Source organism: Paraburkholderia sp. 2C, from assembly GCF_054589215.1.
Window position 1 is genome coordinate 280,969 of record NZ_BAAILL010000036.1, and the last position, 19,418, is coordinate 300,386.

Sequence of the window (19,418 nt, forward strand, 5' to 3'; positions counted from 1 at the left end):
CCATGTACCCAGACCGAATCTTCTCCGGCATGCGGCCTACCGGCTCGCTGCACCTCGGCCACTACCACGGCGTGCTGAAAAACTGGGTGCGGCTGCAGTCCGAGTACCCGTGCTTTTTCTGCGTCGTCGACTGGCACGCGCTGACGACGCATTACGAAACGCCCGAGGTGATCGAAAAGAACGTCTGGGAGGTGTTGATCGACTGGCTCGCATCGGGCATCGACCCCGCGCAGGCCACGCTGTTTATCCAGAGCCGCGTGCCCGAGCACGCGGAACTGGCGCTGCTGCTCGGCATGAGCACGCCGCTCGGCTGGCTCGAACGCGTGCCGACTTATAAGGAGCAGATGGAGAAGCTGAAAGACAAGGATCTGTCCACGTACGGTTTCCTTGGCTATCCGGTGCTGATGGCGGCCGACATCCTGCTTTATCGCGGCTCGCTCGTGCCGGTCGGCGAAGACCAGGTGCCGCACGTCGAAATGACGCGCGAGATCGCGCGGCGCTTCAATTATCTCTATGGCCGCGAGCCCGGCTTCGAGGAGAAGGCGCTCGAAGCGGCGAAGAAGCTTGGCGGCAAGCGCGCGAAGCTGTACCACGAGCTGCGCAACTCGTACCAGCAGGAAGGCGACGACGAAGCGCTCGAAAAAGCGCGCGCGATGCTGCAGGAGTCGCAGAGTCTTTCCATGAGCGATCGCGAGCGGCTGTTCGGCTATCTCGAAGGTTCGCGCAAGATCATCCTGGTCGAGCCGCAGGCGATGCTGACCGAGGCGTCGCGCATGCCGGGCCTCGACGGGCAAAAGATGTCGAAGTCGTACGGCAACACGATCGGCCTGCGTGAAGACGCGGAGACCATCACGAAGAAAGTCCGCACGATGCCGACCGATCCGGCCCGCGTGCGCCGCACCGATCCGGGCGATCCGGACAAGTGCCCGGTGTGGCAGCTGCATCAGGTCTACACCGATGAAGCGACGCACGAATGGGTGCAGAAGGGCTGCCGAACGGCCGGCATCGGATGCCTCGAGTGCAAGCAGCCGGTTATCGAAGGCATTCTGCGCGAGCAGCAGCCGATGCTCGAACGCGCGCAGAAGTACATGGACGATCCGTCGCTGTTGCGCGCAATCGTGGCGGACGGTTGCGACAAGGCACGCCGTTTCGCGACCGAGACGATGCGCGACGTGCGCGAGGCGATGGGGCTGTCGTACAACTGATGCGCGCGCGTTCGTGGCGGGCGGAGCTCGCATCGTGACCGGGGAGAATGGCGAACCGTCGTCGGGCGGCGCGGCGAAGGCATCGGTATCTGCATCCGCGCCGGTGCCGCACGGCCCTGGCGAGCCGTCGCGCTGGGTGCGTCGCTGGACGCATCTGGTTGCGCCGGGCGGCGCCGTACTCGACGTCGCGTCGGGAGCGGGGCGACATTCGCGCTGGTTCGCGGCGCACGGGCACCCGGTAACGGCAATCGATCGCGATGCCGACGCACTCGCGACGATGCACGACGCGGCGAACATCGTGACCGTTGCCGCCGATATCGAAAACGCGGCGTGGCCGCTTGCCGCCGACGCGGCATTCGCGGCGATTGTGGTGACGAACTATTTGCACCGGCCGCTTTTTCCGCAGTTGATACGCGCGATCGCGCCCGGCGGCGTGCTGATCTACGAAACCTTCGCGCAAGGCAACGAGACGGTCGGCAAGCCATCGAACCCCGCTTTCCTGCTCAAACCCGGCGAGCTGCTCGATACGGTGCGCGGCCAGCTTCGCGTGGTCGCGTTCCAGGACGGTTTCCTTGCCGAGCCGCGCCCTGCATTCATCCAGCGCATCTGTGCCGTGAAGGAATCGCGCGGAATGCGGCATGACGTAGCGGAAAGTGTTGCTTTTCCGCCCGGATTGCTGGTTCCCCCGCGTTACGATTTGGCCGGTTAATCCGCTACAATTCCGGTTTATTCAGTAAATTCAATCGAGTTCAATGGCAAACGAGACCCAGGGCGGTGCCGGCAGCACGCGCGGCGCACGCAGCGACAGTATTTGGATTCGCGGCAGCATTCCTGCCATCGTCACCCCGATGCACGAAGACGGCAGCCTCGATCTGCCGGCGTTCCGAAAACTGATCGACTGGCATATCGAAGAGGGTACGAGCGGCCTCGTGGTGGTGGGCACGAGCGGCGAATCGGCCACGCTGTCGGTTGAAGAGCACATCCTGATGGTGAAGACCGCGGTCGAGCATGCAGCTGGCCGGATTCCGGTTATCGCCGGCGCGGGCGGTAATTCGACCGCCGAAGCAATCGAGCTCTCCGCGCAAGCGAAAAAAGTCGGCGCCGATGCGACGCTGCAGGTTGTGCCGTACTACAACAAGCCGACGCAGGAAGGCATCTATCGCCATTTCGCGAAAATCGCGGAAACCGTCGACCTGCCGGTGATCCTTTACAATGTGCCCGGCCGCACGGTTGCGGATATGTCGAACGAGACGATTCTGCGTCTTGCGCAGGTGCCGGGCATCGTCGGCGTGAAGGAAGCGACCGGCAGTATCGATCGCGCCGCGCATCTGATCAAGGCCGCGCCCGGACACTTTGCGATTTACAGCGGCGACGATCCGACCGCGATCGCACTGATGCTGCTCGGCGGCCACGGCAATATTTCGGTTACCGCGAATGTCGCGCCGCGTGCGATGGCGCAGCTGTGCGCAGCGGCGCTCGCAGCCGATGCGAAAACGGCGCGGGAGATTCATCTGAAACTCCTGTCGCTGCATAAGAACCTCTTTATCGAATCGAACCCGATTCCGGTGAAATGGGTACTGCAGCAAATGGGCCGCATGGAAGGCGGTATCCGTTTGCCACTTACGCCGCTCGACGCGCGCTACCACGAGGTGGTGCGCACGGCGATGCGCGAAGCGGGACTGCCGGGCTAGAACGGACCGTATCGCGAGGCGTGTCGCGCAATGCGCACGCTCGCGTGACCGGCCGCACCGGCGCTTTGTTTAACCATAACGATCACGCCTCGTTCGGGATCCGAACCAGGCACGCGTTCCAGCGTCACGAAGGACCACATGAAACGTTCCGCTCTCTACATCCACGCAACGCGCGTCGCGGTCTTGACGCTTGCGGTGTCGGCCCTTGCTGGTTGCGAGTCGCTGAACGATGCGCTTCAATCGGACCGCGTCAATTACAAGGACACGCCGACGGCGCCGCCGCTCGCCGTGCCCAACGACCTGACGGCCGCGCAGATCGACCAGCGTTATGAGGCGCCGCCGGTCGGCACCGCGCTCGGCGGCGCGCCGCAGCGCGCGAAGACCGAAGCCGGCAACCTGACCGAAGGCGTGCCGACCGCGCAGGATCCGCTCGGCATGCACATCGAGCGCGACGGCGACCGCCGCTGGCTCGTCGTGGACGGCCGCTCGCCCGATCAATTGTGGCCGCAACTGCAGGAGTTCTGGACCGAAAACGGCTTCTCGCTGAAAACGAACGCACCGTCCACCGGCATCATGACCACCGACTGGGCCGAAAACCGCGCGAACATTCCGGACGACTGGTTCCGCCGCACGATCGGCCGCGTGATCGATTTCGCGTATTCGTCGGGCACGCGCGACAGCTTCCGCACGCTCGTTTCGCGCGATGCGAGCGGCGCAACCGATATCTCGATCACGCACAGCTCGATGGAAGAAGTGCTGACGGGCATGGACAAGACGTCGTCGAAATGGGTCGAGCGTCCGCGCGATCCGGCGCTCGAGGCGGCGTTCCTGTCGAAGCTGATGCAGAAGTTCGGCCTGACCGATGCGCAGTCGAAACAGCTGATCACCGATGCGCGTCCGGCGGCGGCGAGCGCGAAACTGGCCGGCGAAACGACGCTCGATCTGCCTGAGTCGTTCGACCGTGCGTGGCTGCGCGTCGGCCTTGCGCTCGACCGGACCAACTTCACGGTCGACAATCGCGATCGCGAGAGGGGCATTTATTACGTTCGCTATGCCGACTCCCTGCAGGAAGTGAAGCGCGACGGACTGTTTGGCAAGCTCTTTACCAGCGACCCGAAAAAATCGAAGAGCCCCGAATACCTCGTCAATGTGCGCCCGACCAGCGACACCATGACGCAGGTCGCCGTGGTCGATTCGAACGGGCAAATCGATACGTCGTCGGACGCGCAGCGCATCGTGTCGCTGCTCCATGCGCAGCTGAACTAACGCGGCCGTGCGGTTCGCCAGTCTGGGAAGCGGCAGCGAAGGCAATGCACTGGTCGTCGAAGCGCAAAGCGGCACGACGACCACGCGGGTTCTGCTCGATTGCGGTTTCTCGGCGAAGGAAGTCGAACGGCGGCTCGCGCGCATCGGTCTCGACGCCGCGCCGTTCGCCGCCATCATCATCACGCACGAACACAGCGACCATATCGGCAGCGCGTTGACGCTGGCCCGCAAATGGTCGGTTCCGTTGTACATGAGCTGGGGCACGGCCCGCGCGGTCGGTGCCGATGACGCGGACGTCGATCTGCGTGTGCTGTGGGGCGACGAGGCGGTCGCGGTCGGCGATCTCAGCGTGCTGCCTTATACGGTTCCACACGATGCGCGCGAACCGTTGCAGTACGTGTTTTCGAACGGCGCGTCGCGGCTTGGCGTACTGACCGACGTGGGCACCTCGACGCCGCATATCAACGCGGTCTTAAGCGGTTGCGACGCGCTCGTGCTCGAATGCAACCACGACGTCGACATGCTCGCGATAAGCCGCTATCCGGCGTCGTTGAAGGCGCGCATCGGCGGCAATCACGGGCATTTGAACAATGAAGCGGCGGCCGAAATACTCGCTTCGCTCGACCGGTCGCGGTTGCGTCATCTGGTTGCGGCGCATCTGAGCCAGCAGAATAATCTGCCGGAACTGGCGCAGGCGGCGATGGCCGCGGTGCTGAATGCCGCGGCTGCCGACGTCGTGGTGGCGTCGCAAGACAGCGGCTTCGACTGGCTGACACTCTAATTTCGCGTCGGCTGCCCGTAAGGGCGGCTCGACAAGTATCCAGCCCTAATCCAGCCCTAAAAACAGAACGCCCGCGACGATTCGTCACGGGCGTTTCTCCAACTGAAGCCGGCGGACGCGATGATTCGCGATGCGCCGGCCCGGCTTTCAACGATGTCAGTTGCGGTTGCCGCCGAAGATGCCGAGCAGCGCGAGCAGATTGACGAACACGTTGTAGAGGTCGAGGTAAATCGCGAGCGTCGCAGTGATGTAGTTCGTTTCACCACCATTCACGACGCGCTGCACGTCGAACAGCATGTACGCCGAGAAAATCACGATGGCGAGCACCGAAATGGTGAGCATCAGCGCCGGCAGCTGCAGGAACAGGTTCGCGACCATCGCGAGCAGCAGTACGATCACGCCGACAAAGAGCCACTTGCCGAGGCCCGAGAAGTCGCGCTTGCTGACTGTGGCGACCGTCGCCATCGCGGCGAAGATCACACCGGTGCCACCGAACGCGAGCATGATCAGCGACGGACCGTTCGAGAAGCCGAGGATGAAGCTCAGAAGGCGCGACAGCATCAGGCCCATGAAGAACGTGAAGCCTAGCAGCACGAATACGCCTGCTGCGCTGTCCTTGGTTTTCTGAATCGCGAACATGAAGCCGAATGCGATCGCGAAGAACGCGAGCATGCTCATCGCGGGGCTGGTGGCCGCGAACAGCGAGAAGCCCGTGGCGACGCCCACCCACGCGCCCAGCACCGTCGGCACCATCGACAGCGCGAGCAGCCAGTAGGTGTTGCGCAGTACGCGGTTGCGTGTTTCGACCGTGGTGATGGAACCACCGCGGCCAAAGTTATAGGGGGATTCGTTCATGGTTTCTCCTTGCGTCAGACGCAGTGTTACCCGGTGGTTTGCACGATCTGTTCTACGATGCCGGCGAGCGGGTTTGCCGCCAGTCACTCGACCCACCAACCCTAAGATAAGCGCGGCGCACAGGAGTTTCAATGCGCTTCGCGTCGATTGCAACCTTGAACGCGACGGCTCTTCCTTGGGTTCTGTAAGCAGCGGTGGATATTCTGCTTTGAGTCTTTCAATATGTAAGGGTTCAATCGCAATCATACCCTGGAACATGCTACAATAGCGGATTCATTTGAATTTGTAACTTCTTAATTTTTTGGAGTTTTTATGGCGATCGAACGCACTCTGTCGATTATCAAGCCGGACGCTGTGGCCAAGAACGTGATTGGCCAGATCTACACCCGTTTCGAAAACGCGGGCCTGAAGATCGTCGCGTCGCGGATGGTGCAACTGTCGCGTGCCGACGCAGAGAAGTTCTACGCCGTGCACCGTGAGCGTCCGTTCTTCAAGGACCTCGTCGAATTCATGATCTCCGGCCCGGTCGTCGTGCAAGCCCTCGAAGGCGAAAACGCAATCCTGAAGCACCGCGATCTGATGGGCGCGACGGACCCGAAGAAGGCCGACAAGGGCACGATCCGCGCGGATTTCGCCGACAGCATCGACGCAAACGCGGTGCACGGTTCGGACGCAGCCGAAACGGCGCGCGTCGAAATCGCGTTTTTCTTCCCGGAAGTCAATGTCTATTCGCGCTAAGCCGCGGTAGCACATTTGCCACGCATTTATCATGTAGTAACCACGCAGGAGCGGGCGCGACGGCAATGCGTTCATGCAGTGTGCTGGATGAGCGCAGTCTCGCACTGAAATGGCAGGATTCGATATGACGAGCAGTCCCACCGTCAACCTTCTCGATCTCGACGCCGAAGGGCTCGTCGCATACTGCGGCAGCCTCGGCGAGAAGCCGTTTCGCGCCAAGCAATTGCAGCGCTGGATTCACCAGTACAACGCGGCGGACTTCGACGGCATGACCGATCTCGCGAAGTCGCTGCGCGAAAAGCTGAAAAGCCGCGCATCGATCACGATGCCCGGCATCGTCAGCGACCATATTTCTGCCGACGGCACCCGTAAGTGGCTGATCGACGTCGGCAATAGCAATGCAGTCGAAACCGTGTTCATTCCGGAAGAAGGGCGTGGCACGCTGTGCGTGTCGTCGCAGGCCGGATGCGCGGTCAATTGCCGGTTTTGCTCGACCGGCAAGCAGGGTTTTTCGCGCAATCTGAGCACCGGTGAAATCATCGGCCAGTTGCGCATGGCGGAATTCGCGCTGCGCGCGTCGCGCGGTGTCGACGGCGGCCGTGCCACAGGCGGCGACGGCAAGGGCGAGCGCGTCGTCACGAACGTCGTGATGATGGGCATGGGCGAGCCGCTGCTGAACTACGACGCGGTCGTGCCGGCCATGCGCCTGATGCTCGACGACAATGCCTACGGCCTGTCGCGCCGGCGCGTCACGCTGTCCACGTCCGGCGTCGTGCCGATGATGGACCGGCTCGGCGCCGATCTGCCGGTTGCGCTCGCGGTGTCGCTGCATGCGCCCACCGACGATCTGCGCGACATGCTCGTGCCGCTCAACAGGAAGTATCCGCTGCGCGAACTGATGGCCGCGTGCCAGCGGTACCTGAAGGTCGCGCCGCGAGACTTCATTACTTTCGAATATTGCATGCTCGACGGCGTGAACGACAGTGAAGCGCAAGCGCGCGAACTGCTCGCGTTGACGCGCGACGTGCCGTGCAAATTCAATCTGATTCCGTTCAATCCGTTCCCCGAATCCGGGCTCGTTCGCTCGAAACAGGAACAGATCAAACGGTTCGCGCACGTATTGATCGACGCAGGGGTCGTCACGACGGTGCGCAAGACACGCGGCGATGACATCGATGCCGCCTGCGGCCAGTTGGCTGGTGCGATCAAGGATCGCACGCGGCTTGCTGAACGTATGGGGAAGGCGGCGAAAGTAATCGAGGTTCGCGCCGTGTAAGTGTGCGGGCCGACTGCAGTGCCTGTCTGGCGCGCGATCCGCGCACAGAAAAGCTGCACATAGGGGCGCACATTTTGTTATAAACGGTCTGCGATTGCGGCTTGAGCCACAGGCTCGGGCGGGTCGCACAAGAAGAATCGACGCGAAAGGATTTGGGATGAGTGAGCCGCAGCACCCGCAACCGCACGACACCGATAGACATGCCGGGCGTCCGGCGCCGGTCGCCGCTCCTGCTACGCTGCAGCCGGCCATGCAGGCGGGTAACGAGTCGCTTGCATCGGTGGCGGCGCGTCTTGCTCAGTTGCGCGAATCGAAAGGCTGGTCGATCGAAGATGTGTCCGCGCGGCTGAAAGTATCGGTCACCAAATTGCGCGCGCTCGAGGCGGGCGATCTGAGCCATTTGCCGGATACGACCTTCGCGCTCGGCGTCGTGCGCAGCTACGCGAAAATGCTCGGCGCCGATCCGGCCCCTTACACGCAGGCGCTGCGCCGCGAACGTGGCGTGCCGGCGCCGGACCTGACCATGCCGGCATCGGCGGGCGCCGACTTGCCGCGCGGCAAGGTGTCGCTGTCGCTTGGCAGCAACGCGCCGCGCCGGCGTTCATGGCTGTGGGGCGTGGCGGCCGTGGTCGTCGCGCTGATCGCGCTGGCGATGTGGCATACGAACGGGGGCGACTCGAGCGCATGGCTCGCGCGTCTGAAGGCGACCGCCAGCGGCGCAGGCTCGTCGAGTACAGCGGGCGGCGCAAGCGGTGCGGCCGCCAATGTGGCGCAGGGCTCGACGACGGCGCAGCCGGCCGATAAGGCCGATGGCGCCGAAGCATCGGATGCGCAGACCGCGGGCGCCGCGCAATCGGCGTCGCAGTCCGAAGAACAGCAGACGCAACCGGCTGCAGCGGCTCCGGCGGCGGTCGCGCCGAACGCGGCGGCAAGCTCGGCGAATCCGGCTACGGCTGCGGCCAACGCAGCCGTGCAGGCAAGCGCAACGACGGCGAATGCGGCATCGGCAGGCGCGACGCAGCAGGCCTTGCCCGCGGGCGCGTCGACGGTCGCGGTCAAGGTGACGCAGGACAGCTGGTTCAGCATCCGTCAGAAGGACGGCAAGGAAGTGTTCTCGGGCCTCGTGCACGCCGGCGACACCAAGGAAGTGAGCGGCGAGGCGCCGTTCAAGGTGACGGTCGGCAACAAGGCTGGCCTCGATTCGATGACGCTCGACGGTCAACCCGTCGATCCGGCCAAATATGCATCGGCAAAGGGGAATGTGGCACGCTTCGCATTGCCCTGATGACGTTTCGCCGCGGACAGCTTGTCCGCGGCTCGTCTGCGTCGCTGATCGCAGGGCTCGGGCGGCGCGAGCGGGCCGGTGACGCACACCGCCGTCACGCTTTCCGACCGATGCATGCGGCATAGTTGTACAACAGGATGACACAACACGAGCGCGCGAGCCACGCGAGACAAGGCGAGCCGCGCCGCTCAACCATGGTTTCATAGCGGGCTCCAACAGCAGATTTCAATAGCCGGCTCGCTGCAGAGGGCTTCATCGCCGGACTGCAGCAAACTGCGACAGCAGAGCCGGCTTCAAAAGGCACACTTCAAGGCGCAGCCTTCAATGGCGGGTTTATCGATGCACTCCGATTCCATGCAATCCACCACCAGTCAAATTTGTTCGTCCGAGCCGGTTTTCGGCGGCCATGCGCCGCGTCGCGCATCGAACGCGGTCGACGTCCGTTGGGGCGGCAACCTCGTGACGATCGGCGGCGACGCGCCGGTGCGCGTGCAGTCGATGACCAACACCGATACGGCCGACGCGATCGGCACCGCAATCCAGATCAAGGAGCTGGCGCAGGCGGGCTCGGAACTCGTGCGCATCACGGTCAACACGGCGGAAGCCGCGGCGGCCGTGCCCGCCATCCGCGAGCAGTTGGACCGGATGGGCGTTGCGGTGCCGCTCGTCGGCGACTTCCACTACAACGGTCACCTGTTGCTGCGCGACTATCCGGCGTGCGCCGAATCGCTGTCGAAGTACCGGATCAATCCGGGCAACGTCGGCCAGGGTGCAAAGCGCGATACGCAATTCGCCCAGATGATCGAAGCGGCTATCAGATACGACAAGCCGGTACGTATCGGCGTGAACTGGGGCAGCCTCGACCAGGACCTGCTCGCGAAGATGATGGACGAGAACGCCGCGCGCGCCGAGCCGTGGGAAGCGCAGAGCGTCATGTACGAGGCGCTGATCCAGTCGGCGATCGGCTCGGCCGAGCGTGCCGTCGAGCTGGGTCTTGCGCGCAACAAGATCATCCTGTCGTGCAAGGTGAGCGGCGTGCAGGACCTGATCGCTGTCTATCGCGAGCTCGCGCGCCGTTGCGAGTTCGCGCTGCATCTTGGGCTGACTGAAGCGGGCATGGGCTCGAAGGGCATCGTCGCGTCGACGGCGGCGCTCTCCGTGCTGCTGCAGCAGGGCATCGGCGACACCATCCGCATTTCGCTGACGCCGGAACCGGGCGCATCGCGCACGGGGGAAGTGATCGTCGGCCAGGAGATCCTGCAGACCATGGGCCTGCGCTCGTTCACGCCGATGGTGATCGCATGCCCCGGTTGCGGTCGCACGACGAGCACGCTGTTCCAGGAGCTCGCCTCGCAAATTCAAACCTATCTGCGCACGCAGATGCCGGTGTGGCGCGACCTCTATCCCGGCGTGGAAAAGATGCACGTCGCGGTGATGGGTTGCATCGTCAACGGGCCGGGCGAATCGAAGCAGGCGAATATCGGCATCAGTCTGCCGGGTTCGGGCGAAAATCCCGCCGCGCCGGTGTTTATCGACGGCGAAAAGGTCAAGACGCTGCGTGGCGAGCGCATCGCCGAAGAGTTCCAGCAAATTGTGAGCGACTACGTCGAGCGCCGTTACGGCCGCACCGAAGTGCTCAGCTAAATATCCGCGATCGAAATACAGATGACTGAACAGAAGAAAAAGCTCGAAAAATTGTCCGGCGTGAAGGGCATGAACGATGTTCTGCCGCAGGACGCCCCGCTGTGGGAATTTTTCGAATCGACCGTCAAGTCGATGCTCCGTTCTTACGGATACCAGAATATTCGTACGCCGATCGTCGAGCATACCCAGCTGTTCACGCGCGGTATCGGCGAAGTGACCGATATCGTCGAGAAGGAGATGTACAGCTTTACCGATGCGCTGAACGGCGAAAACCTGACGCTGCGCCCCGAAAACACCGCGGCGGTCGTGCGTGCGGCGATCGAGCACAACTTGCTCTACGACGGTCCGAAGCGTCTGTGGTACGTCGGGCCGATGTTCCGTCACGAGCGGCCGCAGCGCGGGCGTTATCGCCAGTTTCACCAGGTCGGCGTCGAGGCGCTCGGCTTCGCGGGTCCGGACGCGGACGCGGAAATCATCCTGATGTGTCAGCGTCTGTGGGACGATCTCGGCCTCGCCGGCATCAAGCTCGAAATCAATTCGCTCGGTCTTGCGCATGAGCGCGCGGCGCACCGCGTCGAGCTCATCGCTTACCTCGAGCAGCATCAGGACGTGCTCGACGAGGACGCGAAGCGCCGTCTCTATACAAACCCGCTGCGCGTGCTCGACACGAAGAATCCGGCGTTGCAGGACATCGCGCGCAATGCGCCGAAGCTGATCGACTTTCTCGGCGACGAATCGCTTGCGCACTTCGAAGGGCTGCAGCGCATCCTGAAGGCGAACAACATCCCGTTCACGATCAATCCGCGGCTCGTGCGCGGCCTCGATTACTACAATCTGACCGTGTTCGAATGGATCACCGACAAGCTCGGCGCGCAAGGCACGGTCGCCGCGGGCGGCCGTTACGATCCGCTGATCGAGCAGCTCGGCGGCAAGCCGACGGCGGCGTGCGGCTGGGCAATGGGCGTCGAGCGGATTCTCGAGCTGCTCAAGGAAGAGCAACTCGTGCCGGAGGAAGAGGGCTGCGACGTCTACGTGGTGCATCAGGGCGACGCCGCGCGCGACCAGGCGTTTATCATCGCCGAGCGGCTGCGCGACACGGGGCTCGACGTGATCCTGCACTGCAGTGCGGACGGTGCGACGGCCAGCTTCAAGTCGCAGATGAAGCGTGCCGACGCGAGCGGCGCGGCCTACGCGGTGATTCTCGGCGACGACGAAATCGCCAACGGCACGGTCGGCGTGAAGCCGCTGCGCGACATCGGCGCGGCTGGCGCAAAGAGCGAACAGCAGACGGTACCGGCCGAAGACTTGACCGAATTTCTAATCAATGCGATGGTTGCGTCCTCTGACGACGAGACCGACTGATTTCACCGTTTTTCGCCGCTTTTCGCGCGCAAAACAGTTGAAAACATTTGAAAACGGCTAAAGCATCAATAGGGAAGGAATCGCTTCGCGATGAGTTACCACGACGAACAGGAAACATTGGAAAGCGTGAAGGCATGGTGGGAGCGCTGGGGTAACGCGACCACGTGGATTCTGCTGGTGGCGGTCGTCGCGGCGGCGGCCTGGAACGGCTGGAACTACTGGCAGCGTCATCAGGCGGCCGAAGCGGCGGTGCTGTATGACCAGTTGCAGCAGGCAACCGCGGCCGGCGACAAGGCCGACAAGGCTACCGTCACGCGCATCGCCACCGATATGGAAGACAAGTTCGGCGGCACCGCTTACGCCCAGATGACGGCGCTTACCGCGGCGAAGGCGCTGTATCAGGCCGGCGACGAGCCCGGCGCGAAAGCGCAACTGCAATGGGCGGCGGATCACGCGAAAGATCCCGAATTCAAGCAGATCGCGAAGCTGCGTCTCGCATCGCTGCTGCTCGATGAAAAGGCCTACGATGCGGGGCTCGCGCTCGTCGAGCAACCGGACTTGGATGCTTTCAAGGGTGTGGTCGCCGACAGCCGCGGCGATCTGCTCGCCGCGCAAGGCAAGCGCGACGACGCGCGCGCCGCCTACAAGGTCGCGCTCGATGCGCTGCCGAAAAACGATATTTCGACGCGTCAGCTGATTCAGTTCAAGCTCGACGCGTTGGGCGGTTAAACGTCGTCGGGTGCTACCGCACCCGCGCCGCGTCCCGCCTTCACTTCAATGAATAAACCAGACATGCTTCGTTCACCGATGAATCTGCTGAAACGTTACGCCGTGCCCGTCGCCTGCACGCTCGCCGTGCTCACGATGGCGGCGTGCTCGTCGTCGAAAGACGAGCGCCGCGTGCCGACGCCGCTGACCGAATTCAAGCCCCAGCTCGACGTGCAGCAGACGTGGAAGGCGAGCGTCGGCAAGGCGGGCCGCTATATGTTCGCGCCGGTCGCGGTCGGCGACGCCGTCTATGCGGCGGGCGCCAACGGCTCGGTCGCGAAGATCGACGCGAAGACGGGCAACGATATCTGGCGCGTGAAGCTGAAAGACGACCTGTCGGCCGGCGTCGGCACCGACGGCAACCTGACGGCGGTCGGCGGGCTGAAAGGCGCGGTGAACGTGCTCGGACCGGACGGCAAGCTGCTGTGGCGAGGCACGGTGCAAGGCGAGATTCTGTCGCCGCCGCTCGTCGGCAACGGTCTTGTGATCGTGCGCACGATCGATGGCCAGATCATTGCGTTCAATGGGCAAACGGGCGAGCAGCGCTGGGTGTTCCGCAACCGCGCCGTGCCGCTTAATCTGCGCGTCACGGCCGGCATGACGTTCGCGGGCGACGCGGCGGTGCTCGCGGGTTTCCCGGGCGGCCAGTTCGCCGCGATCAACCTGCAAAACGGCGACGCGTACTGGCAGACGCCGGTGTCGTATCCGAAGGGCGTGACCGAAGTCGAGCGCATCAACGACGTGACCGGGCCGCCCACCCTGGTCGGCGCTGAAACCTGCGCGGTGACGTTCCAGGGGCAGCTTGGCTGCTTCGACGCGAACTCGGGCCGTGCGCTGTGGGAAAAGGCGTTTTCGAGCACGAGCGGCATCGCGCAGGACGAACAGGTGGTGGTGGGCGGCGACGACTGGTCGGTCGTGACCGCATTCGATGCGACGACCGGCAAGCAGTTGTGGCGTAACGAACAGTTGAAAAGCCGCGACGTCAGCGTGCCGACGCTGCTTGGCCACGCAGCGGTGGTCGGCGACTACAAGGGCTTCGTGCACTTCCTGTCGCGCGATGACGGTTCATTCATTGCGCGCATGAAAACCGATGGCAGCGAGATTACCGCGGCACCGGTGCTGGCAGGCGATACGCTCGTCGTGCAGACGCACGACGGCGATCTGTACGGGTTCCGGCCGCGCTAAGCAGGGGCGAGGCGCCTCGCGCGCCGTCGCCAGATGCGCCATCCTGCACGGTGACGCGAGGGCGATGCGCGCAATACGACGGCCGGAACGCGGCGCAACCGGCCCGTCATTGAAAGGCGGCCAAGGGGCCGTAGCCGGTCCGCAGCATTGAAGCTCGGTATTGGATTATTCCAGCATCGCCTCCCATGCCGCCGGCAATGCGAGCGCGCGATGCCATCGCGGCGGCGTGCGTGCACCGTGAGCCAAAGCGCCGCGACCGTGCAAGCCCGCCGCGCCGAGCCGGGTCGACCCGAGCCGACCTGCATCTCCATACGCCAGCGCCGTCCGCGCATCCGGAGCGGGCCGATTTCGTGCTAATTTGCGACAAATGAAATAGCGGCGACTCAATGCCGCCCAATGGTTGCGCGGGCAGCGACCCAGCGCGGGCCTGATCGGCCGTCTCGCCAGACCGGCGCTGAACGACCGTGATCCAGAAGCCCGCGCCTCACAGTGAACAACATCAGATGAAACCCGTTATTGCCCTCGTCGGGCGCCCCAATGTGGGGAAATCCACGCTTTTTAACCGTCTCACGCGCTCGCGCGACGCGCTCGTCGCGGACCTGCCGGGGCTGACGCGCGACCGCCACTACGGCGAAGGGCGCGTCGGCGGCGAGCGGCCGTATCTGGTCGTCGATACGGGCGGCTTCGAGCCGGTCGCGAAAGAGGGCATCCTGTACCAGATGGCGCGCCAGACGCGTCAGGCGGTCGAGGAATCGGACATCATCGTGTTCATCGTCGACGGCCGCAACGGTCTTGCGCCGCAGGACAAGTCGATCGCCGACTATCTGCGCAAGACGGGCCGGCCGATCTTCCTCGTGGTCAACAAGGCCGAAGGGATGAAGTACGGCATGGTCGCCGCCGACTTCTACGAGCTCGGTCTCGGCGACCCGCGCGCGATTTCGGCCGCGCACGGCGACGGCGTCGCCGAAATGATCGGCGAAGCGCTCGATGTTGCCTATGCGGGCCAGCCGGAAGAATCCGAAGAAGAAAAAGCGCAGCACGGCGTGAAGATCGCGATTGTCGGCCGCCCGAACGTCGGCAAATCGACGCTCGTCAACACGCTGATCGGCGAAGAGCGCGTGATCGCGTTCGATATGCCCGGCACGACGCGCGACTCGATTTACGTCGACTTCGAACGCCAGGGCAAAAAGTACACGTTGATCGATACGGCCGGCCTGCGCCGCCGCGGCAAGGTCTTTGAAGCGATCGAGAAATTCTCGGTCGTGAAGACGCTGCAGTCGATCTCCGACGCGAACGTCGTGATCCTTCTGCTCGACGCGCGCCAGGACATTTCGGATCAGGACGCGCATATCGCCGGCTTCGTGGTCGAGCAGGGCCGCGCGCTCGTCGTGGGCGTAAACAAATGGGACGGGCTCGATCCGCACGTGCGTGAGCGCACGAAAGCCGACCTGGAGCGCAAGCTAAAATTCCTCGACTTCGCGAAGTTCCATTTCATTTCGGCTGCGGAAAAGACCGGCATCGGCCCGTTGATGCGCTCGGTCGATGCCGCGTATGCGGCCGCGATGGCGAAGCTGCCGACGCCGAAGCTCACGCGCGCGCTGATCGACGCGGTGGAATTCCAGCAGCCGCGCCGCAAGGGGCCGGTGCGTCCGAAGCTGCGCTACGCGCACCAGGGAGGACAAAACCCGCCGATCATCGTCATTCATGGCAATGCGCTCGATGCGGTGACCGACACCTATAAGCGCTACCTCGAAAACCGCTTCAGGGAAACTTTCGCGCTGACTGGGACTCCATTGCGAATAGAGTTCCGATCGTCGACGAACCCTTATGCGGACAAAGGCTGAAAGCCCCGTGCACGTTGGGTTTGGCCGTATTGGGCCGAATTGGCAGGCAAAGCGCGCATAAAGGAAAATCGGCTATAGTGTAGCGGTTGACGGCGGATTTCTTTTTCTTCGTCGTCAATTAAGTCAACCTGCAAAAAAACACGGAGTTTGCTATGAGCAACAAAGGGCAATTGTTACAAGACCCGTTTTTGAACGCGCTGCGTAAAGAGCACGTGCCGGTCTCGATCTATCTGGTGAACGGCATCAAGCTTCAAGGGAACATCGAATCGTTCGACCAGTACGTTGTGTTGCTCCGTAACACGGTTACCCAGATGGTTTACAAGCACGCTATCTCGACGGTCGTGCCCGCGCGTCCGGTGAATTTCCACCCGGATTCTGAATCGTCCTAAACCTCGTCGCGGCCGGTCGACGCATCCCGCCTGACGGCGTTGCGCACCGGCCGCTTCAACAGCGCCCCACGCGGCCGCTTCCACTTTGACACCCGCCAATTTGACCAACGCAGCACTTGTCGGCATCGATTTCGGCAAGATCGATTTCGTCGCCAGCCTCGAAGAACTCAGCCTGCTCGCGCAAAGCGCGGGCGCCCATCCCGCCGTTACGCTAACGGGCCGCCGCTCGAGCCCCGATGCCGCGCTGTTCGTCGGCAGCGGCAAGGCGGAAGAATTGCGCCTCGCATGCGAAGCGAACGACATCGATCTCGTCATCTTCAATCACGCGTTGTCGCCGGCCCAGCAGCGCAATCTGGAGCGCTTGCTTAACAGGCGTGTCGTCGATCGCACGAGCCTGATTCTCGACATCTTCGCGCAACGCGCGCGCAGCCACGAAGGCAAGCTGCAGGTCGAGCTGGCGCAACTGCAATATCTGTCGACGCGTCTCGTGCGCGCGTGGACTCACCTCGAGCGTCAAAAAGGCGGTATCGGCCTGCGCGGCCCCGGTGAATCGCAGCTCGAAACCGACCGGCGCCTGATCGGCGATCGTATCAAGATGCTGAAGTCGCGGCTCGAGCGCCTGCGCCGCCAGCACGGCACGCAGCGCCGCGCGCGCGAGCGCAATCGTACGATGTCGGTGTCGCTCGTCGGCTATACGAACGCGGGCAAGTCGACGCTTTTCAACGCGCTGACGAAAGCCCAGGCCTACGCGGCCGACCAGCTGTTCGCGACCCTCGACACCACTTCGCGGCGCGTCTATCTCGGCGGCGAGATCGGACAGGTCGTCGTGTCGGACACGGTCGGCTTCATCCGTGAGTTGCCGCACCAACTGGTGGCCGCATTCCGTGCGACGCTCGAAGAAACGATTCACGCGGATCTGTTGCTGCATGTGGTCGATGCGTCGAGCGCGGTGCGCCTCGACCAGATCGATCAGGTCAATGAGGTGCTCGCGGGCATCGGCGCGGACACGATCCGCCAGGTGCTGGTGTTCAACAAGATCGATGCGGTGCCTGAGCTCGCGGCCCGTGGCGAGGCGGTCGAGCGAGACGAGTATGGTAATATTTCGCGCGTCTTTTTGAGCGCGCGCACGGGGCAAGGGTTAGACGCATTGCGCGCTGCCATCGCCGAAATCGCCACTGCTGAACATCTTTCGGGTGCTGACGTCTGGGTGCGGGACGAAAGGGTGCCAGACGAAGAGGGGCCGGACGAACATCCCCAGCCTGGAGCATTGCACGCCGATCGCCACGAAGACCACGAAGAATTTCACGAAGAGCACGAAGACCATCGCGAGCCCCGTGGGGTGACCGAGCCCGGGCATTGATCGCCCGCCTCGACCCGAACGGACTCGCACAGTGACCCATAAGCGGGTTTGCGCGGGTCTCGCGGGTCTGCGCGGGTCTGCGCGGGTCTGCGTATTAACCTGCGGACCCGCGACGGACTTCTCGCATTGAGATTGGCCTTTTTCCGAATTGCATCGACCCGCTGTCTACTCTGGTGAACGAACACAGGTGAACCAATACAACCAACGGAGTATCTGGCTGCGTCTGCGCGCCATGATGTCGCTGAACGACCCGCGCTGGGGCCGGGGAGACGGCAACGGCAATGGCGGCAACGGCGAGCGGCAACGTTCGAATGATTCGAAGCGCCCGCAGAACGGCAAAGGCGGTGACGGCCCGCCGGACCTCGACGAAATGTGGCGCGACTTCAACCGGCGCCTGTCGCGTTTCTTCGGCCGCAAGGGCGGCGGCGACCGCCGCCCCGACAACGGACGCAGCGCGCGCATCGGCGTGGGCATCGTCATCGGCGTGCTGATCGCCATCTATCTGGGCAGCGGTGTGTTCGTCGTCCAGGAAGGGCAGGCGGGCGTCGTGCTGCAATTCGGCAAATATCGCGGCACGGTCGAGCAGGGCGTGCACTGGCGCTTGCCGTACCCGTTCGAATCGAGCGAAATCGTCAATGTCGGGCAAATCCACTCGGTCGAAGTCGGCCGCAGCAATGTCGTGCGGCTCGCGAACGTGAAGGACGCGTCGATGCTCACGCACGACGCCGATATCGTCGACGTGCGCTTTGCCGTGCAGTTCCAGATTCGCAAGCCGGTCGACTATCTGTTTCGCAGCGTCGACCCGGAACAGAGCGTCGCGCAGGCCGCGCAGGCGGCGATTCGCGAAATCGTCGGCTCGCGCAGCACGAACGACGTGCTTTATCAGGACCGCGAAGCCATTCGTCAGCAGCTGACCGATGCGATCCAGCATTCGCTCGACGAATTCAAAACCGGCCTTGCGGTGACCGGCGTGACGATCCAGAGCGCCCAGGTGCCCGAGCAGGTGCAGCCGGCGTTCGACGACGAAGCGAAGGCGCGCCAGGATCGCGAACGCGCGAAGCGCGATGCGCAGGCCTACGCGAACGACCTGCTGCCGCGCGCGCAGGCGCAAGCGGCGAATCTGATCGACGAAGCCAAAAGCTACAGCGATCGCGTCGTCGCGCAGGCGCAAGGCGATGCGGAGCGCTTCAAGGAAGTCTATGCACAGTACTCGAAGGCGCCGGCGGTGATTCGCGAACGGATGTATCTCGACACGATGCAGTACATCTACTCGAACACGACGAAGATCTTCGTCGACAGCAAGGCGGGCAACAACGTGCTGTATCTGCCGCTCGACAAGCTCGTCGCCGATAACCAGCGCGCGGCGGCCGAAGCCGCGGCGGCAGCGGGCGGCGCAAGCGGCGCGGGTTCCACGGCGCAGGCAGCAAGCGTGCCTGGCGCACAGACGTCGCCGGGCACGATCATCGTCACGCCGCCCACCCCGCAAGCGGTTCCCCAATCTCCGGGCCAGCAGACGCCGCAAGCCGCATCGGGCGCTGCATCCGCGACCCCGGCCAGCCAGCCGGCCGGCGCCAGCGACCCGCTGCGCTCGCGCGATTCGTTCCGCAGCCGCAACCGCGAAGACGACCTGCAACAAGGAGCGCAACCATGAACCGGATCATTGCGCTCGTCATCGCAGTCGTGATCGTGCTGTTCGTCGGATCGTCGATGGTGTTTACGGTCGATCAGCGGCATATGGGCGTGTTGTCGCCGCGCGGCGACGGCGAGCC

General features: G+C 63.6%; 16 protein-coding genes and 2 pseudogenes. 17 read left to right on the forward strand and 1 reads right to left on the reverse strand.

What is annotated here, in order from left to right:
- Positions 1–2: 2 nt before the first annotated feature.
- The 5 genes from ACYPXD_RS13885 to ACYPXD_RS13905 all read left to right on the forward strand — a co-directional run bounded on the left by ACYPXD_RS13885 (position 3) and on the right by ACYPXD_RS13905 (position 4,943).
- On the forward strand, positions 3–1,205 hold the full coding sequence (locus ACYPXD_RS13885) for a tryptophan--tRNA ligase (RefSeq protein WP_459712089.1): 1,203 nt from the start codon (positions 3–5) through the stop codon (positions 1,203–1,205).
- A gap of 103 nt (positions 1,206–1,308) precedes the next feature.
- A complete protein-coding gene (locus ACYPXD_RS13890) occupies positions 1,309–1,914 on the forward strand; it encodes a class I SAM-dependent methyltransferase (protein ID WP_459713299.1) in 606 nt (201 codons plus the stop codon).
- A 43-nt stretch (positions 1,915–1,957) separates the two neighbouring features.
- Positions 1,958–2,896, forward strand: coding sequence for a 4-hydroxy-tetrahydrodipicolinate synthase (gene dapA / locus ACYPXD_RS13895; RefSeq protein ID WP_459712092.1), 939 nt, complete (start codon positions 1,958–1,960; stop codon positions 2,894–2,896).
- Positions 2,897–3,034: 138 nt separating this feature from the next.
- A complete protein-coding gene (gene bamC / locus ACYPXD_RS13900; RefSeq protein WP_459712094.1) occupies positions 3,035–4,162 on the forward strand; it encodes an outer membrane protein assembly factor BamC in 1,128 nt (375 codons plus the stop codon).
- Positions 4,163–4,169: 7 nt separating this feature from the next.
- Complete coding sequence (locus ACYPXD_RS13905; protein WP_459712096.1) at positions 4,170–4,943, forward strand: MBL fold metallo-hydrolase; 774 nt, start codon at positions 4,170–4,172, stop codon at positions 4,941–4,943.
- Positions 4,944–5,099: 156 nt separating this feature from the next.
- On the opposite strand, the gene ACYPXD_RS13910 is transcribed toward ACYPXD_RS13905, so the two are convergent.
- Positions 5,100–5,798 carry a Bax inhibitor-1/YccA family protein gene (locus ACYPXD_RS13910; protein ID WP_459712099.1) on the reverse strand — a complete coding sequence of 233 codons (699 nt, stop codon included), beginning with the start codon at positions 5,796–5,798 and terminating at the stop codon, positions 5,100–5,102.
- A gap of 312 nt (positions 5,799–6,110) precedes the next feature.
- Here ACYPXD_RS13910 and ndk point away from each other — a divergent pair, with 312 nt between their 5' ends.
- The 12 genes and pseudogenes from ndk to ACYPXD_RS13970 form a co-directional block, all read left to right on the forward strand.
- Positions 6,111–6,536: a nucleoside-diphosphate kinase gene (ndk, locus tag ACYPXD_RS13915; protein WP_459712101.1), complete on the forward strand. Its 426-nt coding sequence runs from the start codon at positions 6,111–6,113 to the stop codon at positions 6,534–6,536.
- A gap of 124 nt (positions 6,537–6,660) precedes the next feature.
- A complete protein-coding gene (rlmN, locus tag ACYPXD_RS13920) occupies positions 6,661–7,812 on the forward strand; it encodes a dual-specificity RNA methyltransferase RlmN (RefSeq protein WP_459712103.1) in 1,152 nt (383 codons plus the stop codon).
- Between the two features lie 157 nt (positions 7,813–7,969).
- Positions 7,970–9,097, forward strand: coding sequence for a RodZ domain-containing protein (locus ACYPXD_RS13925; protein WP_459712105.1), 1,128 nt, complete (start codon positions 7,970–7,972; stop codon positions 9,095–9,097).
- 354 nt (positions 9,098–9,451) lie between these two features.
- Positions 9,452–10,741 (forward strand): flavodoxin-dependent (E)-4-hydroxy-3-methylbut-2-enyl-diphosphate synthase, encoded by a 1,290-nt coding sequence (gene ispG / locus ACYPXD_RS13930; RefSeq protein WP_459712108.1) that lies wholly within the window; start codon positions 9,452–9,454, stop codon positions 10,739–10,741.
- A 21-nt stretch (positions 10,742–10,762) separates the two neighbouring features.
- Positions 10,763–12,103: a histidine--tRNA ligase gene (gene hisS / locus ACYPXD_RS13935; RefSeq protein WP_459712111.1), complete on the forward strand. Its 1,341-nt coding sequence runs from the start codon at positions 10,763–10,765 to the stop codon at positions 12,101–12,103.
- A gap of 90 nt (positions 12,104–12,193) precedes the next feature.
- On the forward strand, positions 12,194–12,832 hold the full coding sequence (locus ACYPXD_RS13940) for a tetratricopeptide repeat protein (protein WP_459712113.1): 639 nt from the start codon (positions 12,194–12,196) through the stop codon (positions 12,830–12,832).
- Positions 12,833–12,910: 78 nt separating this feature from the next.
- Positions 12,911–14,056, forward strand: coding sequence for an outer membrane protein assembly factor BamB (gene bamB / locus ACYPXD_RS13945; protein ID WP_459713302.1), 1,146 nt, complete (start codon positions 12,911–12,913; stop codon positions 14,054–14,056).
- 503 nt (positions 14,057–14,559) lie between these two features.
- A complete protein-coding gene (gene der, locus ACYPXD_RS13950) occupies positions 14,560–15,900 on the forward strand; it encodes a ribosome biogenesis GTPase Der (protein WP_459712115.1) in 1,341 nt (446 codons plus the stop codon).
- Positions 15,901–16,052: 152 nt separating this feature from the next.
- Entirely contained in the window at positions 16,053–16,289 is a 237-nt protein-coding gene (hfq, locus tag ACYPXD_RS13955; protein WP_007580427.1) for an RNA chaperone Hfq, read from the forward strand.
- Positions 16,290–16,374: 85 nt separating this feature from the next.
- Positions 16,375–17,479, forward strand: a pseudogene (gene hflX, locus ACYPXD_RS13960) (GTPase HflX); the annotation flags it as partial.
- Between the two features lie 357 nt (positions 17,480–17,836).
- The gene (gene hflK / locus ACYPXD_RS13965) at positions 17,837–19,300 is read left to right on the forward strand and encodes an FtsH protease activity modulator HflK (RefSeq protein ID WP_459712118.1); all 1,464 of its coding nucleotides are present in this window, start codon (positions 17,837–17,839) and stop codon (positions 19,298–19,300) included.
- Positions 19,297–19,418, forward strand: a pseudogene (locus ACYPXD_RS13970) (protease modulator HflC); the annotation flags it as partial. The gene hflK and the pseudogene ACYPXD_RS13970, both read left to right, overlap by 4 nt.

Bases quoted from the DNA above. Each gene is read 5' to 3' on its own strand.
- ACYPXD_RS13885 (WP_459712089.1), top strand. From the start codon at position 3: ATGTACCCAGACCGAATCTTCTCCGGCATGCGGCCTACCGGCTCGCTG.
- dapA (WP_459712092.1), top strand. From the start codon at position 1,958: ATGGCAAACGAGACCCAGGGCGGTGCCGGCAGCACGCGCGGCGCACGC.
- bamC (WP_459712094.1), top strand. From the start codon at position 3,035: ATGAAACGTTCCGCTCTCTACATCCACGCAACGCGCGTCGCGGTCTTG.
- ACYPXD_RS13910 (WP_459712099.1), bottom strand. From the start codon at position 5,798: ATGAACGAATCCCCCTATAACTTTGGCCGCGGTGGTTCCATCACCACG.
- ndk (WP_459712101.1), top strand. From the start codon at position 6,111: ATGGCGATCGAACGCACTCTGTCGATTATCAAGCCGGACGCTGTGGCC.
- rlmN (WP_459712103.1), top strand. From the start codon at position 6,661: ATGACGAGCAGTCCCACCGTCAACCTTCTCGATCTCGACGCCGAAGGG.
- ACYPXD_RS13925 (WP_459712105.1), top strand. From the start codon at position 7,970: ATGAGTGAGCCGCAGCACCCGCAACCGCACGACACCGATAGACATGCC.
- ispG (WP_459712108.1), top strand. From the start codon at position 9,452: ATGCAATCCACCACCAGTCAAATTTGTTCGTCCGAGCCGGTTTTCGGC.
- hisS (WP_459712111.1), top strand. From the start codon at position 10,763: ATGACTGAACAGAAGAAAAAGCTCGAAAAATTGTCCGGCGTGAAGGGC.
- ACYPXD_RS13940 (WP_459712113.1), top strand. From the start codon at position 12,194: ATGAGTTACCACGACGAACAGGAAACATTGGAAAGCGTGAAGGCATGG.
- bamB (WP_459713302.1), top strand. From the start codon at position 12,911: ATGAATCTGCTGAAACGTTACGCCGTGCCCGTCGCCTGCACGCTCGCC.
- der (WP_459712115.1), top strand. From the start codon at position 14,560: ATGAAACCCGTTATTGCCCTCGTCGGGCGCCCCAATGTGGGGAAATCC.
- hfq (WP_007580427.1), top strand. From the start codon at position 16,053: ATGAGCAACAAAGGGCAATTGTTACAAGACCCGTTTTTGAACGCGCTG.